The organism is Aureivirga sp. CE67, from assembly GCF_015767245.1.
Taxonomy (GTDB): domain Bacteria; phylum Bacteroidota; class Bacteroidia; order Flavobacteriales; family Flavobacteriaceae; genus Aureivirga.
In genome coordinates, this window is the sequence record NZ_JADOTV010000002.1 from 393074 (window position 1) to 408475 (window position 15402).

A 15402-nucleotide genomic window follows, 5' to 3' on the forward strand; every position below is an offset into this window, starting at 1 on the left:
TAAATCTTATTTGAATTAGTTTTTAGCTTACTTCTAAACTTTCTAATAATTCTTGCATGTTTTTAGTTTTTTTCTTCAAAGCATTGATTGCAAATCTGGTGAAGAAAAACAAGAAAACTCCCATGATACCTACGAATAATAAAAGTTTTGTTGGCTTCAAAAAGATGTTTTTGTCATTCAATATTTTAGCACAAACTGGTAGTGTTGTGAAAAGTAGGAATGCATTGGAAACTGCGGTGATTTTCTGAACGAAAATGACATTTTTCTTTTTCTCGATAAAGTTTTCTAGGGTTTCTCTTGAAGTCAGGTTTCCAGAAGAGATTTTTTTCAGGTTGAAAATAGATCTCAACACAATGATTGGAAAAATGATTAGAGAAACTAGGAAAAGAACACCACAAAGTTGTAAATACCAAGTGTCTAATTTGTCAAAATTTAAGATTCCATAAGCTGCTACTGAGAAGCAGATGATTCCTCCGATTAGTTCCGGAATTAGGATTCCGTTCATTTTTTTGTTGTATTTTTCTTTTGTCATATCTAAAACTAATTTATCTGTTATACTTTTTTGTTTTTCTATTTCATTACTAAGTTTCTCCCAATTATCTTTCATTTTATCTAAGTCCATCTTTCTTTTATTTTAGCATTTGTGTTTTTAATTTTTCTTTAATTCTTCCGATTCTTGTTCCTATATTGGAGGTAGAAAATCCGGTAATTGCAGCGATTTCTTTATGACTATGGTTTTCAAGAAAAAGTAAAATGATACCTCGTTCTACAGAATTTAATTGTTTGATATGTTTGTATAGAAGTTGAATCTGCTCTTCCAATTGAGAATCTTTGATATCCATGACTTGAAGAAGACTACTGTCAAAAGAAATCTGATTGATTTTCTTTTTTTCCTTTTTGATGTGAGTCAATGCGGTGTTCAGTGCTACTTTATAAAGCCAAGTGGAAATTTTTGATTGGTTTTTGAAATTTTTAAAACTTTTCCACAATTGAAAGACAATTTCCTGATAAAGGTCCTCTTTATCTTCCTTGCTGTCACCATATAACATTGTGATTTTGTATATGATACCTTCGTTGTCTTTAATGATGTTTATAAAATCTTTTTCCATATAGAAACAAATTAAATTCACCTTATTAGTATTCTAAATTGGAAAAAAATCACACAGAAATGAAAAAAAAATAAAAAAAACTCCACAAAGGGAGTTTTATTAAGTAGGATTATAAATAAAAATTAGATTTACTAATTAAAGTAAATTGCTTTGGGTAATCTTGTCAATTTTCTGTTCCAATTCCTCAAAATCGATTTCTTCTTTTTGATATAAAACCTCCAGTTTTATTATCTCTTCAAGGTCAATCAAAAGAGATTTATATTGTTCGATTCTGTTGTAACTTGAAATCTTTTTCATGTTTATTAACAAGTTATAAACAGTCTTATGTGTTTTTTCAGAAACATTTTTTGTGAATAATTCGTTAGACACAATTGTTTCGAAAAAATAAGGATATGGAATTGGGTTTTTAGATTTTTTTAGTTCAATTTCTTTTTTTGAAAGCGTAGTATCTTTTTGGATTTCTAAGAAATAATTGTTCAGACCTTCCGTATAATCTTTAGTTTCATCGATGATGTTTATCGATGATTGTAATAATTTAATAGTATCCTCTTTCTCTTTTTTATCATTTTCAGAGTTGGTTAGTGTAATTGCAAGCCAAACTCCAATCAAAGTAGCAATGATTGTAGAGATGAAAGATATGACTTCAGATTTCTTTCCCTTTTTTTGAATTACAAAAAGAAATAGAAAACTCAGTATAAATAATAATATTAAAACAAAAGAATTAAACATTTGTTTAAAAAAGAAGTTAAAATTTGTTAAGGCACGAATATAGTAAAATTGTTCTTTATTTAAAATAAAAATAAAAAACTACCCGAAAGTGTAGGTCAACTTGAAAAAAAGTGCTTTAGTTTTGTCTTTGAATTTCAATATAATACGCGGGGAAAAGCTATGAAGCCCTTATTTTAAAGGTGATTTAAACTGAGCGTCTATCATTTCAGTTTAAATCACTTTTCTATATTAATTTATTGTGAGTAGCATAAGAAATTGCCTCTCCAATACTTGTTACTTCCAATTTGTCAAAAAGTTTTTTTCGATGAAATTTTACAGTATTCGGAGAAACGAAAATTGCTTCTGCAATATCATTAACGGTATAGCCTCTTGCGGAGTAATGAAGAATTTCTTTTTCTCTAGTAGTTAGTTGTAAAGTTTCTTCCTCTTTCCAATAATCTTTCTCAATATTGTATTTATAAATCTTTTTAGAACCTTGTTTATAAATCTGAATATTTCCAGCTTTTTCAGCTGTTGAAAGCGAAACAATACAAATTGCTTTCCATATTTTTCCGTCTTCTGTCAGGAAGATTGGTGTCAGTTTTTGGTTGATTAAAAATGTTTTTCCTTCTTTATTTCTTAGGTGGAAGTCATAAGAAATAGAATATTTTTTTCTTTCTTCCAGCGGAATCTTATCATAAAAATCGAATCCTGCTGTGTTAAGTGCCAAAAGTAATTCTAGATCTTCCTCAGGAAGACTTTTGATGTAAAAATCATAGCCCATTTCTTCCACTTCTTTTGCAGTATATCCGCAAAGAAACAAAGGATTTTCTGAAACATATTCGAAGCCCTTTTTTAAATAATCAACAACGTAGATACTTTTATAACTTGTGCGTGAAAAAGCTTTCACAGCCTCAAGATACAAAGCAGTTTGTTTTGTTTCTTCCTCGTTGACAGATCCAACAGTGTTCTTTAATGAGAAAAAATCATCAACTCTTTTCATAAAATTTGAATTTCAATAATGTAGCGTAAATATACTAAAATGTAAAAACTATCATAACGGGTAGTTTTAATTTTTTGGAACATACATAATTTTACATCATAAAATTTAAACAACTAATAAAATGAAAAAAGCGATTTTAATTAATTTAATGGCAGTAGCAACTTTTTTTACAGCATGTAATGAAGCAAATGTAAAAACTGAAAATGTTGAAAAAAAACCAAAGAAAGTTGAAATAAAAAAAGAGGAAATAGCTAAAATTCCAGTATTGAATTTAGCTACTTTTCACATGGGATATACTTCAGATGCTCATAGTGTAGAATTTGATGAAAATGATGAAAAAAACGTAAAAGAAGTACATGAGATTGCTAAAAAAATAGCAGATTTTAAACCAACAATTATTTTGGTAGAAGACTTGTCGAAGCACGATTCTGTAATGAATGTGAATTTTGAAAACTATAAAAAAGATCCTTCTCTTCGATTTAAAAATCCAAATGAAATTGAACTTTTGGCTTTTGAAGTTGGAAGATTGGCAGGAGTAGAGAAGATTTATGGAATTGACCACAAAATGGGATATAATTACATGATTGGAACTGAGATTGAAAATAAAATTGATCCAGAAATGCATGATAATTACTACAAAAATCCATTTGGTTTTTATGCTACAGATTTGAATTTTGATTCTAAAAATATTCCTTTAATGGAAAAATTTAAAAGAGGAAATACAGAAGAGTATTTAGATTTTTTAATAACTGTAAATGCTGATATGCTGACGCATGTTGGAACTGAAGATAGTTTTGAAGGAGCAGATGAAGCAGCTATTTTATACAAAAGAAATTTAAGAATGTATTCGAATATGAACCGAATTCCTATTACAAAAGAAGATCGAGTTTTTGTATTAATGGGAGGATCACACACTGCTTTTTTTAGAGATTTTTTAAGTAGAAGTCCAAAATATAAAATGGTTGATACGTTTGAGTATTTAAAATAAATGGAGAAAATCTATCCTTTTGGGTAGATTTTTTCTTACTAATCTATTCTAAATTTGGATTATAACTATAAACTTAAACATATGAACTTAATTGTAAACTGGAGCGATGGAAAACCTTCACCTTATTTGTATAAATTTCTTGTAGATGGTGAAAAATATGAAATAGATAATGCTGTTTCTAAAAAGATTTCACTAAAAAGAGGTAAACATCAATTTAGAATAAATAATTTTTGGCTAAAAAGTAAAACTTATGAATTTGACTTACAGGATGAGAATGTAGAAATCAAAATTGAGTCGAATTTAAAGCTGATTAATCAGTTGATTTTTGCTCTCTTTTTTGCGGTAGCTCTTGTATGTGCTCTTTTCCAAGCTTCTTTTATAATCTATGTTGTAGCTTATTTGGCTTCTGTTTTACTTCTAAAACTTTATACAAATTTCTTTAAGGAAAAATTTTTGAAAATAAATTTAAAAAAATAGGCAACCATTATTTCAGATAAAGCGTCTAAATAGTATTAAAGTGTTTGTAGTCAGTATTTTTAACCTTGAGTTAATATTGAACACTTTAGTTTTACATAGAATTTAATCGAAATAAAAACTTGCATTTAATTAGAAAAATGAAACAAAAATTACTATTTGGAGCTTTATTGTTTTTTAGTACAATAACTCTTTTTGCACAAAACACTATTGGCGGTAAAATAGAAGATGTAGCCAAGCAACCTTTACCCTATGCGAATATTTTATTGCATGATGCTAATGATTCGGAGAATATAAAAGGAACAACTTCGGATGACGAAGGAAATTATTCTTTTAAAAATATTCCAAATGGAAAATATCATATCGAGGTTTCTATGATAGGATATACCACTAAAAAATCGGAACCATTTGAGCTTTCTTCTCATAAAACTTTACATTTTACAATGTCAGAAGAAACACAATCTCTAGGAGAAATGGAGATTAATACAAAACCAACAATCCGACAAACTGCTGAAAAATTGATTGTTGATATTGAAAAATCTCCAATGGTAAATACAAATCTTCAAGATGTAGTAAAGAAGGTTCCTGGAATTATTGCTACAAATGGAAAAATAAGCTATGGAGGTCAACAAGGAATTACGATTCTTATCAATGGAAAAACGACTAATTATATTGATACAGAAACATTATTAAGAGATTTTCCGGCAGATAATATTGCTAGAGTAGAATTGATTCAGCAACCTGGTTCGGAATATGATGCAGAAGGTTCTGGTCCGATTTTAAATATTATTTTAAAGAAAAATGTGAGTTTAGGGACTCATGGAAATGTAAAGGTAAATACTGGGTATGATAATGAAATAGAATATGGTTCAAGCGCTTCGATTTCTAGTTTTAAAAATAAAATAAATTGGCAAGCTAGTGCAGCTTATAGAAAATCTGCTTGGCGTGAAGATTTACAAATCATCAGAAGAGTAGCTTCAGAAGAGAGTGAGGAACCAACAGTTTTTGATCAGTTTACAGAATCTCCATATCATCCTAGATCTTTCCGTTTTTCTGGAGGAATTGACTATTATATTCACAAATTTCATAGTATTGGAGTAAGTGGAAGACGAACTGAGGTGGATTCGGATAGAAGTGATTTTAATAAGACTTTTATCACAGAAAATAATCAGACAAATGGTCTTTTTACACAAAATGATTATGAAAGAAAGAGAAAGGTTTTTAATATAAATCCTTATTATGAATTTGATGATAAAAAGAACAAACTAGTTGCAGATTTTAATTATGTAAAGTATGATAATAATAATATGAATACTTTATTTGATACTGGAAGTAGTTCTGTTTTTTATGATGATCAAAGATATTTTCAGGATGGAAAATATGATATTCAAACATATAAGATAGATTATAAAAGAGAGATTAGTGAAGATTCTAATTGGATGGTAGGTTCAAAATATTCGATGGTAAATACAGATTCAGATTTGAAATCTTTTTTGAGAGACGCTGATGGAAATTTTATTTTTCAACCAGACCAAAGTAATCGTTTTATTGTAGATGAAGATATTTTTGCGCTTTATGGTAAAGTTAATTTGAAATTAGATAAATGGCATCTTACAGCTGGTCTTCGTTGGGAAGATAGTAAGACAAGTGGAACTTCAAAAAGCAACAATGAAACGAGAACTAGAAATATTTCGAAGCTTTTTCCAAGCGCGAGTGTAAGTAGAAAAATAGCAGGAGAAATAGGAGCGAATTTATCATATAGTTATAGAATCCAAAGACCATCTTATAATTCTCTGAATACATTTGTTTATTATTATGATCCGTATGCTTTTGAAGAAGGAAATCCTAATTTGAAACCATCTTTTACAAATAGTTTTCAATTTAATCTGACATATGATAATCAACCATTTTTTAGTGTAGGATATAGAAATACGAAAGATGCTTTGTTTGAATTTATTTCTCAGAATGACGAAACATCTCAGATTTCTAGATCAATGATCAATCTTGCCGAAAGAGAAAATTGGAATTTTAGACTTTTTGCTCCATTGAATTTTGCTAAAGGTCTGGAAGGATATACTGGAGTGATTTTAGATTATAACAGATTTATGTCTGACAAATTGGTGCCGAAATTAGATATTGATAAATGGAGTTTTACTTGGTACACAAGTATTGAATACAAACTTCCTTGGGATATTCACTCAGAGTTGACAGGGTATTATAATTCTGGAAGTTTGGAGGGGCAAATCGATATTGATTGGGTAGCGAATTTGAGTTTTGCTTTAAGTAAAAAATTCATGGATGGAAAATTAAAAGCTTATGCTGGAATCGATGATATTTTGAATAGAAAAGTTTTTGGAGATATCATGTATAAAAATATTGATGCGAATATTGTAAGTGATTGGTCTAGACAAAAATTGTATTTTCAGTTGACTTATAATTTTGGAACAAAATATAATAAGAAGAAAAATAGAGGAAATTCTTCTCAAGATGAGCAAAATAGAATTAACTCAAATAATTAGAGAACAAATTTCAAACCTGAAACCTTTTCCCATAGTACTGAATTTTTGAAAATAAATTCAGTCTTCAATTAAAAAAACCTCTAGATGTTATTTCTAGAGGTTTTTTTGTTTAAAACGAAAACATATATTAAGTCTAATAATATTTAAGATTTTTTATACTTGATTTTACCAAGCTCAATTTGAACTCCCGTTCTTGCTAAAATTGTAAAGATAAAAGCTCCTAAGGCCCAAATACCTATTGTAACACCAATTTCTATTCTAGTAGGTGTATATTCAACAATAGCTCCCCAGGGTCCAGGAATAAATCCAGGAATAATTAAACCAAAACCTTTTTCAATCCATACTGCAATAAATAAAAGTCCACATACGAAATATAGAAACTTTAAATTATTTCTAAGTTTATGGAATAATAGACTTATGGTTGCAAATACATTGATAATTATAGAAATACGCATCCAAGGTACTAAAGCATCTTTACCATCAATCCCGAAGAATAAATAATGAGCACTTTCACTATGATGTGTCGGGAAATAAAATTCTTTAAAGAATTCAGATAATAACATAATTAAGTTAATCTGTGCAGCAACAGTAATTACTAAGCCCAACTTTTTTAATGTTTTATCTTCAATTTTAAAGTCGGTAAATCTTCTAATTATAGCAAGTGCAATAATAATTAATGCAGGTCCGGCTGTAAATGCAGAAGCTAAGAATCTAGGCCCTAATAACCCAGTATTCCAGAATGGTCTAGCAGGAAGTCCTTGGTATAAGAATGCTGTTACCATGTGAATTCCAACTGCCCAAAAAACAGAAATAATTACACCAGGTATATAAATTTTTGGGTTTGGTGTTTTTCCTTGGTAGCGCATAATTAAAATATATAATGGAATTGTGATGTTTATGATTAAATAACCATTTAATACTAAAACATCCCAAGCAAGCATAGAATTTGGAAAATTGAATACTCCAATAAATGGAATAATATGCCAAAGTCTTGCTGGTCCTCCCATATCTACAACAACAAAAGCCAAACACATAATCAGAGCAGCAACGGCCATTCCTTCTCCAATTAGTACAGCTTGTTTAAAGTCAACATCGTTTAAAATATAAGTTGGTAAAACTAACATCACCGCAGCAGCAGCAACTCCAACGAGGAAGGTAAAGTTAGAAATATACAATCCCCAACTAACCCTGTCTGTCATACCAGTAACATGTAATCCTTCAGAAATTTGAACTCCATAGCAAAACGCTCCAACCAACATAATGAAGGTCAAAACAGCCATCCAAACATGGTAAGCTCTATTTCCGTGTACAATTGATTTACAACTGTCTTTTACTAAATTTGAAAATACTCCCATAGTTCTTGTTTTTTAATCCATATAATACCAGAACTTAGGTTCTGTTCCTAATTCTTCTTTTAAACGAAATACTTTTTTATTCTCAATAATCCAACGAATATCACTGTTAGGATCTAGTAAGTTTCCGAAAACTCTAGCTCCAGTTGGACAAGCATCTACGCAGGCAGGATTCTTTCCGTTTCTTGATCTTTGAATACAGAAAGTACATTTCTCCATTACACCTTTTTTACGTAGTCTATTTCCAAGGTAATGTTGGTTTTTATTTACTTCTTCTTCTGGAACTTCTGGAGTTTTCCAGTTAAATCTTCTTCCATCATAAGGACAAGCAGCCATACAATATCTACAACCAATACACCAATCGTAGTCAATTACAACCAATCCATCTTTTTCTTTCCAAGTAGCTTGTACAGGACAAACTTCTACACAAGGAGGATTGTCACAATGATAACATTGTGTTCCGATATAGAAATGTTTTGCAGCAGGAACTTCGTGGTAATAAGTATCATCTCCATTTTTGAACTCAATTCCTTCTCCTTTTTCTATCTCATGAATTCGAATATATTGCATCTGTGAATCTCTGTCTTGGTTGTTTTCTTCAACACAAGCATTGATACAATCCATATATCCTTGACATTTTGAAATATTAAAAGCATAACCATAAAGAACATCATCAATTGGACCAGCAGCAGACATATCTATTTTTTTGTCGTTTCTTAATTCATAAGAACGAACCAAACGATCTACAGTACTTTGCTTTTCTGTATCGGTCATCAATTTGTAATTTCCTTTGAAGTATTCTTCCCAATCTATATCAGAAATTTCTTTAGCTTCATCAGTTTTAGAAACACTACAAGAGGAAGAAACTGCTCCAGCTCCAATAAGCAAACCAGCAGTAAGTTTTTGAATGGCACTTCTTCTATCTGTAGGAGCATTTAAAACCTGATCAAATCCGTCGTTTGTTTTTTCCGATTTACAAGAACAAGGTTTACCAGAATCACAAGATTCTTTTTTCTCCACTCTATTAGAACCGATAGAAAACCACTTTTTTATATTATTACTCATTTCATTCACTTTTTGGTTTATTCTAAATCTCTTTGCTCAATCATTTGCGTGTTCAGACGAGATGGCCAACGATGCTTAATTGCAGGATCATGAGGGTTGTGACAACCAACACAAGTTTGTCTAACTTTTGGTTCTCCCCAACCTGTCAATTGTTTTCCATGCGCACCATTTTTCCATTCATTGAATTGTGTACTATGACACTGACTACATACTTGATAACTGTTATTGAAATTGATATTTTTATTAGTTAAACTAACCAAATTATTCATTTCTTCTTGGTTATGACATGTAGCACAATTCATCGCTTTATCATCTGCATGATTTAAGGAAACATTCCAGTGAGATTTCTTTAAATATTCGTGACAAGACTTACAGTCTTTAGCAGAAACTCCATCATGAGTTTTATCTTTAGGAGTAACAAAATTTCCACCTTTCTTTTTTAATTCTTCTACAGAAAGTACATGACAATTATTACAAGGATAAGTGTCAACGATTGAGCTTCTTTTAGGGATAGCAAAACGATGTGCAGCAATTGTATCTAATGCTACTTGTGTGGTATCATATTCTATTTCAGAATTGTTTTGTACGTGAAAAGGCTTGTAATGCTCACTTTGATGTTCAATTCTTTTGTGTAAGCTTCCATATTCTTTTTCTGGATCTTCTGTTTTACAAGAAAACAGAGTTGTCAGAATTATTATTATGTATATAAATCTTTGCATAATCATTGTTTTAATACTCAGTTTTTCTTGTAAAATCTGGAACAGGAACTACTTCTTGATTATTTACAACATGACATTGACGACAATTTACTCTTTCAGGGTGTGTCACACGAATTTCCTTTGGTGCAGCTGGACCAGCATGACAAGCCAAACAATTTTCATGTAATTGTAACTGATGAGGTATTACAGGAGGAGCAGTAACCGTGAATTTAGTTCCAGTTTTTGGAGCTTTTAATCCAGGATACGTTGATTCTTTAAATAAAGAATTTGTTTCTTTTCCCACATGACATTGACGACAATTTACTTTCTCAGGATGTGGTGTAACAGGTGCATACGCATCATAAATTGCTACATAACCTCCGTTTTGATGACATTGTAAACAAGTACCTTCTCCAATAGTCCTATCATTAGAAATTGGATGAGGGATATATGGAGGAGCTCCATGATATGCTTGTGTTTTATAATAATCACTTAATGTTCTTTCTCCAGGAATATCAAGCGGTATATTTTCATAATCGATTGCATATTTAGCTCTTTCAAATACACCACTTTCATCAGGAAGAATCGTAAACTCATCATCTACCTGTTCTATAATGGGTGTATAGGCATCTTCATTGGTTGCCCGTAAACTATTGGCTACAATCATTGCTGCAGCGATAATTAGTAAGGCAAAAAATAATAAAACTAAAAACCGTTTCATACTAATTTGATTTGAGGGTTAGGCCTTTTCAACTCTTACAGCACACTTCTTATAATCTGGTTGCTTAGAAATAGGATCGTAAGCATCAAGAGTTAGTTTATTTACTAACATATTTTCGTCAAAGAAAGGAGTAAAAACTTGTCCAACAGGTGGTAAACCTCTACCATTAATTAGTGCAGGCATTTTAAGTTTTCCTCTTTTTGAAGTTAATAAAACCATATCACCGTCTGAGATACCTAATCTCTTAGCATCCACTGGATTTAATTCAACATAAGCATGTGGTACAGCTCTATTTAGAACAGGAATTCTTCTTGTCATAGATCCTGTATGCCAATGTTCAAGAACACGACCAGTATTTAACCAAAAAGGAAATTCTTCTGTAGGAACTTCTGGTGGAGCTTCATAAGGACGTTGCCATATAATAGCTTTTCCATCAGGTTTACCATAAAAATCAAAACCTTCTTTTGTACAAGCAGGATCATACTTAGCATTAAAACGCCATTGTGTTGGTTTTCCATCTACATAAGGCCATTGCATTCCAGCTTCTTCTTTAAGAACCTCTAAAGGCGCCATGTTATGTTTTTTATTATTATGGAATTGTCTATATTCATTATAGATTTCTTCAATATGTGTTTCTTCCTTATATGGGAATTGTTCTTGGAAACCTAATCTTCTAGCAACTTCAATTAACTGCCAAGTATCACTCATACATTCACCAGGAGGGTTTACCATTTGTTCGAAATATTGTGTTCTTCTTTCCGAATTTCCGAATAAACCTTCTCTTTCTACCCACATTGCAGAAGGTAGAATAACATCTGCTATATCTGTAGTAGGTGTTGGATAAATATCCGAAACAACTATAAAACGTCCTTCTTTTTTAGCGGCATCTGTATATCTATTTACATTTGGTAATGTAACCATTGGGTTTGTGACCTGAATCCACATAAATTTAATATCACCTCTATCTAAAGCTCTAAACATTTCTACTGTATGATAGGTAGGTTTTGGTGGAATATTTGATACTGGAACATTCCAAATTTTAGCTGCTTTTTCTCTATGTTTAGGATTCATTACTACACCATAAGGAAGTCTATTTGTAAGTGTTCCAACCTCACGAACAGTACCACAAGCACTTGGTTGTCCAGTTAGAGAAAATGGACTATTTCCAGGAGTTGATATTTTCCCAGTTAATAAGTGAATGTTATAAACTAAATTATTAATCCAAGTTGCACGAGTATGTTGGTTCATTCCCATACACCAGAAAGAGGTAACTTTTTTATTAGGATCCCCATAAAGAGATGCCATATATTTAATATCTTTAGCAGATACACCTGATATTTTTTCAACTTTTTCAGGAGTATAATCTTCTAAGAATTTTTTAAATTCATCAAGATTTATTGCACTAGCCTCTTCTTTAAATTTAAATTTATCTTCAAGACCATAACCAATGTTAGTTTTACCTTTACTAAGATTACAGTACTTAGATACAAATTCTTTATTTTCCCAACCATTTCTTAAAATTTCATGACAAATAGCATTAGCTACAGCAAGATCTGTTTGAGGTTTAAAAAGAATAGATTTATTAGCAGCAACACTTGTCCTAGTCGTTCTAGTCGCAAAATCTATTATAACTGCTTTTCTTTTATATTTTTGGTCTAAAAGTCTAGAAAAAAGAACAGGGTGCATTTCTGCCATATTATTTCCCCATAAAACGAAAACATCTGCATGATCAATATCTTCATAACAACCCATTGGTTCGTCAATTCCAAAAGTTGTTAAGAACCCACCAACTGCACCAGCCATACAAAGTCTTGCATTTGCTTCCACATTGTTGGTACTTAAACAACCTTTAAAAAATTTAGAGGCAACATATCCATCAGGAATTGTCCATTGTCCAGAACCATATATTGAAACACTATCATTTCCATGTTGTTCACGAGTTTCTTTCAGTTTGGAAGCAACCAAATCAAGAGCTTCTTTCATACTCGTTTCTACATATTTTCCGTTTTTCTTGACTAAAGGTTTGGTAAGTCTGTCTTTTCCATACATTGAAATTACTGCGTGATACCCTTTCACACAACAAAGTCCTTTATTTACTGTAGAATTTGGATCTCCCTTAACAGCAACTGCTTTTCCATTTTCAATTCCAACTTTCACACCACATCCTACACCACAAAATCTACATGGAGCTTTTTTCCATTCTAAATCTCCAACAGGTAAGTTTTTTGTTTGTTCTTCAGCAAATAAAATTCCAGGGAACATTGCTGTAGCCGTAGTAACAGCGGAAAGAATTGCCATTTTCTTAAGAAATGATCTACGATCTTCTGTTTGTTTATACATAGTTTTTCGTTTTATTAATTTGTGTCAAAACCTGCTACCATTGATAGCATCATTAAACTATTTACTTCTTTTAATTTCGCTTCCATTACTTTTTCTTCTTCCTTGGAGTCTGTTTCTGTTACCACAATAATTATTTTGTGATTTTCAGATGGAATTACCTCACACTCTTCAAATTCTTTTAGTGCTTCAATCAGTTCTTGTCTTTTTCCCTCAGAAGGATATGCGATATAACTTTTGATAGGCATGATATTGATATTTTATTTAGTTTAAAAAATCATCAAAATCAGTGTTGAAATGGACTTGTATTTTGGACTGAAAAAATCCATTTTTTGTCGTGATAATTTCAATAATTGTGTAGTTAAATTACTCAAATTAATCCGTTTATTGTCTTGTAGAAAATCTAAAAAAGCATATTTAAATTAAGTCTAAATAAAAATAAATTAACATTTGATAAAATTTAAGTTTAAAATATTTTATTTTAACAAAATTTAACCTTTAATAATAATGATATGTTAAAAATAAGATTGTTTGTGAGATGGTGAGCTGAATTAAAGAATAGAGGACTATTTTCTCTTTTTATGAGATATGTCATATTTTGAAAATCAAAAAACAGAAAAAAACTATGGATTTTGTAGGGATTTCAAATGTGAAAACTAGTCTAAAAAGTGTAGAAAAAAGGCATAAAAAAACACCCTAAAAAATGAATGATTTTTAGAGTGTTTTTTATTAGTATTTTGAAGAAAATTTTAGCTGTGGATTGGTCTATTATCCGTAGCAGCTAAACAAGCTTCTTTAATTGCTTCTGTAAATGTTGGGTGCGCATGTGACATTCTAGAAACATCTTCAGCAGATGCCCTAAATTCCATTGCTACAACAGCTTCAGCAATCATATCTGCAGCTCTTGCTCCAATCATGTGAACTCCTAAAATTTCATCTGTTTCTTTATCAGCTAAAACTTTTACTTGTCCTTCAATATCCATACTAGCTCTTGCTCTACCTAAAGCTCTCATTGGGAAACTTCCAGATTTGTAAGCAATACCTTCTTCTTTTAATTGCTCTTCTGTTTTACCAACAGCAGCAACTTCTGGCCAAGTATAAACAACTCCAGGTATTAGGTTATAGTTGATATGAGGTTTTTGTCCAGCGATGAATTCAGCAACCATAGTTCCTTCTTCTTCCGCTTTGTGTGCTAACATTGCTCCTTTTACAACATCTCCAATAGCATAGATATTAGAAACATTTGTTTGTAAGTGATCGTTAGTTTCGATTTGTCCTCTTTGGTTAACGTTGATTCCAACATTATCTAATCCTAAACCATCTGTAAAAGGTCTTCTTCCAACAGAAACTAAAACATAATCTCCTTTAAATTCTACTGGATTTCCTTTTTTATCATCAGCAGTAACTACAACTTCATCACCATTGTTTGTAACAGAAGTTACTTTATGAGAAGTATAGAATTTTACACCTTGTTTCTTTAATGATTTTTGTAATTCTTTTGCTAACATTTTATCCATAGTAGGGATAATTGTTGGCATGAATTCTACAACAGAAACTTCAGCTCCTAATCTTTTATATACAGATCCAAGCTCTAACCCGATAACTCCACCACCGATAACAATCATGTGTTTTGGAATTTCTTTTAATTTTAAAGCTTCCGTTGAAGTAATTACTCTTTCTTTATCTAAAGTAATAAATGGAAGTGAAGAAGGTTTAGAACCTGTTGCAATAATAGTTTTTGCAGACTCAATAGTTTCAATACTTCCGTCTTCTTTTGTGATATTGATATTTGTAGCATCTTTAAAGCTTCCAATTCCTTGGTAAACATCAATATTGTTTTTCTTCATCAAGAAATCAATTCCTCCAGTAGTTTGTTCAACAACTTCGTCTTTACGAGAAATCATTTGAGCTAAATCTACTTTTAATCCATCAACACCAATTCCGTGTTTTTCGAAATGATGCACTGCATCATGATAATGGTGAGAAGAATCTAACAAAGCTTTTGAAGGAATACATCCAACATTTAAACATGTTCCACCTAAAGTTGAATATTTTTCAATAATTGCTGTTTTCAATCCTAATTGAGCACATCTAATTGCTGCAACATAGCCACCAGGACCAGAACCAATTACAGCCACATCATATTTGTTCATAATATTTTTTCAAAAATTTAATAGATACAAAAATAAATAATTCGGGAAATTAAAGAGAGATAAGTTCCTTTTTTTTCAAAAAGGAGAGAAATCTAATTATGTAAAGCTTTTTATAAATTAATTATTTATGCTAAAAAACAGGATAACTGAAATAGATTAAAGAATCACTGAAAATCGTTATTTTTTGAAAATCAATGATTTAAATATCAGATAATCAAACTGTTATGTTATATTTGCTTCGTGAGTGTGATAAAAATTCTTTCTACCCCACAGAA

14 protein-coding genes are annotated in these 15402 nt (G+C 30.8%); 3 read left to right on the forward strand and 11 right to left on the reverse strand.

The window, feature by feature from the left end; all coding sequences use genetic code 11:
• Positions 1–22: 22 nt before the first annotated feature.
• The 4 genes from I0K12_RS05595 to I0K12_RS05610 all read right to left on the reverse strand — a co-directional run bounded on the left by I0K12_RS05595 (position 23) and on the right by I0K12_RS05610 (position 2820).
• Entirely contained in the window at positions 23–622 is a 600-nt protein-coding gene (locus I0K12_RS05595) for a hypothetical protein (protein WP_196886029.1), read from the reverse strand.
• A 7-nt stretch (positions 623–629) separates the two neighbouring features.
• Positions 630–1109 (reverse strand): RNA polymerase sigma factor, encoded by a 480-nt coding sequence (locus I0K12_RS05600; RefSeq protein ID WP_196886030.1) that lies wholly within the window; start codon positions 1107–1109, stop codon positions 630–632.
• A 135-nt stretch (positions 1110–1244) separates the two neighbouring features.
• Positions 1245–1838, reverse strand: coding sequence for a hypothetical protein (locus I0K12_RS05605; RefSeq protein ID WP_196886031.1), 594 nt, complete (start codon positions 1836–1838; stop codon positions 1245–1247).
• A 223-nt stretch (positions 1839–2061) separates the two neighbouring features.
• A complete protein-coding gene (locus tag I0K12_RS05610) occupies positions 2062–2820 on the reverse strand; it encodes a response regulator transcription factor (protein ID WP_196886032.1) in 759 nt (252 codons plus the stop codon).
• 121 nt (positions 2821–2941) lie between these two features.
• Between I0K12_RS05610 and I0K12_RS05615 the strand changes: the two genes are divergently transcribed.
• From I0K12_RS05615 to I0K12_RS05625, 3 genes are all read left to right on the forward strand, one after another.
• Positions 2942–3808: a DUF5694 domain-containing protein gene (locus tag I0K12_RS05615; RefSeq protein ID WP_196886033.1), complete on the forward strand. Its 867-nt coding sequence runs from the start codon at positions 2942–2944 to the stop codon at positions 3806–3808.
• An 81-nt stretch (positions 3809–3889) separates the two neighbouring features.
• Positions 3890–4285 carry a hypothetical protein gene (locus I0K12_RS05620; protein ID WP_196886034.1) on the forward strand — a complete coding sequence of 132 codons (396 nt, stop codon included), beginning with the start codon at positions 3890–3892 and terminating at the stop codon, positions 4283–4285.
• Between the two features lie 137 nt (positions 4286–4422).
• Positions 4423–6801 (forward strand): TonB-dependent receptor domain-containing protein, encoded by a 2379-nt coding sequence (locus I0K12_RS05625; RefSeq protein ID WP_196886036.1) that lies wholly within the window; start codon positions 4423–4425, stop codon positions 6799–6801.
• A gap of 143 nt (positions 6802–6944) precedes the next feature.
• On the opposite strand, the gene dsrP is transcribed toward I0K12_RS05625, so the two are convergent.
• The 7 genes from dsrP to lpdA all read right to left on the reverse strand — a co-directional run bounded on the left by dsrP (position 6945) and on the right by lpdA (position 15127).
• Complete coding sequence (gene dsrP / locus I0K12_RS05630) at positions 6945–8156, reverse strand: sulfate reduction electron transfer complex DsrMKJOP subunit DsrP (protein WP_196886038.1); 1212 nt, start codon at positions 8154–8156, stop codon at positions 6945–6947.
• A 12-nt stretch (positions 8157–8168) separates the two neighbouring features.
• Complete coding sequence (locus I0K12_RS05635) at positions 8169–9218, reverse strand: 4Fe-4S dicluster domain-containing protein (protein WP_196886039.1); 1050 nt, start codon at positions 9216–9218, stop codon at positions 8169–8171.
• 17 nt (positions 9219–9235) lie between these two features.
• The gene (locus I0K12_RS05640) at positions 9236–9937 is read right to left on the reverse strand and encodes a cytochrome c3 family protein (RefSeq protein ID WP_196886041.1); all 702 of its coding nucleotides are present in this window, start codon (positions 9935–9937) and stop codon (positions 9236–9238) included.
• A gap of 10 nt (positions 9938–9947) precedes the next feature.
• Entirely contained in the window at positions 9948–10637 is a 690-nt protein-coding gene (locus I0K12_RS05645; RefSeq protein WP_196886043.1) for a cytochrome C, read from the reverse strand.
• Positions 10638–10655: 18 nt separating this feature from the next.
• Positions 10656–12977, reverse strand: coding sequence for a molybdopterin-dependent oxidoreductase (locus tag I0K12_RS05650; protein WP_196886045.1), 2322 nt, complete (start codon positions 12975–12977; stop codon positions 10656–10658).
• A 14-nt stretch (positions 12978–12991) separates the two neighbouring features.
• Positions 12992–13222, reverse strand: coding sequence for a chaperone NapD (locus tag I0K12_RS05655; protein ID WP_196886047.1), 231 nt, complete (start codon positions 13220–13222; stop codon positions 12992–12994).
• Between the two features lie 501 nt (positions 13223–13723).
• Positions 13724–15127, reverse strand: a complete 1404-nt coding sequence (lpdA, locus tag I0K12_RS05660; protein WP_196886049.1) for a dihydrolipoyl dehydrogenase — start codon at positions 15125–15127, stop codon at positions 13724–13726.
• Positions 15128–15402: the final 275 nt, after the last annotated feature.

Bases quoted from the DNA above. Each gene is read 5' to 3' on its own strand.
- I0K12_RS05595 (WP_196886029.1), bottom strand. From the start codon at position 622: ATGGACTTAGATAAAATGAAAGATAATTGGGAGAAACTTAGTAATGAA.
- I0K12_RS05600 (WP_196886030.1), bottom strand. From the start codon at position 1,109: ATGGAAAAAGATTTTATAAACATCATTAAAGACAACGAAGGTATCATA.
- I0K12_RS05605 (WP_196886031.1), bottom strand. From the start codon at position 1,838: ATGTTTAATTCTTTTGTTTTAATATTATTATTTATACTGAGTTTTCTA.
- I0K12_RS05610 (WP_196886032.1), bottom strand. From the start codon at position 2,820: ATGAAAAGAGTTGATGATTTTTTCTCATTAAAGAACACTGTTGGATCT.
- I0K12_RS05615 (WP_196886033.1), top strand. From the start codon at position 2,942: ATGAAAAAAGCGATTTTAATTAATTTAATGGCAGTAGCAACTTTTTTT.
- I0K12_RS05620 (WP_196886034.1), top strand. From the start codon at position 3,890: ATGAACTTAATTGTAAACTGGAGCGATGGAAAACCTTCACCTTATTTG.
- I0K12_RS05625 (WP_196886036.1), top strand. From the start codon at position 4,423: ATGAAACAAAAATTACTATTTGGAGCTTTATTGTTTTTTAGTACAATA.
- dsrP (WP_196886038.1), bottom strand. From the start codon at position 8,156: ATGGGAGTATTTTCAAATTTAGTAAAAGACAGTTGTAAATCAATTGTA.
- I0K12_RS05635 (WP_196886039.1), bottom strand. From the start codon at position 9,218: ATGAGTAATAATATAAAAAAGTGGTTTTCTATCGGTTCTAATAGAGTG.
- I0K12_RS05640 (WP_196886041.1), bottom strand. From the start codon at position 9,937: ATGCAAAGATTTATATACATAATAATAATTCTGACAACTCTGTTTTCT.
- I0K12_RS05645 (WP_196886043.1), bottom strand. From the start codon at position 10,637: ATGAAACGGTTTTTAGTTTTATTATTTTTTGCCTTACTAATTATCGCT.
- I0K12_RS05650 (WP_196886045.1), bottom strand. From the start codon at position 12,977: ATGTATAAACAAACAGAAGATCGTAGATCATTTCTTAAGAAAATGGCA.
- I0K12_RS05655 (WP_196886047.1), bottom strand. From the start codon at position 13,222: ATGCCTATCAAAAGTTATATCGCATATCCTTCTGAGGGAAAAAGACAA.
- lpdA (WP_196886049.1), bottom strand. From the start codon at position 15,127: ATGAACAAATATGATGTGGCTGTAATTGGTTCTGGTCCTGGTGGCTAT.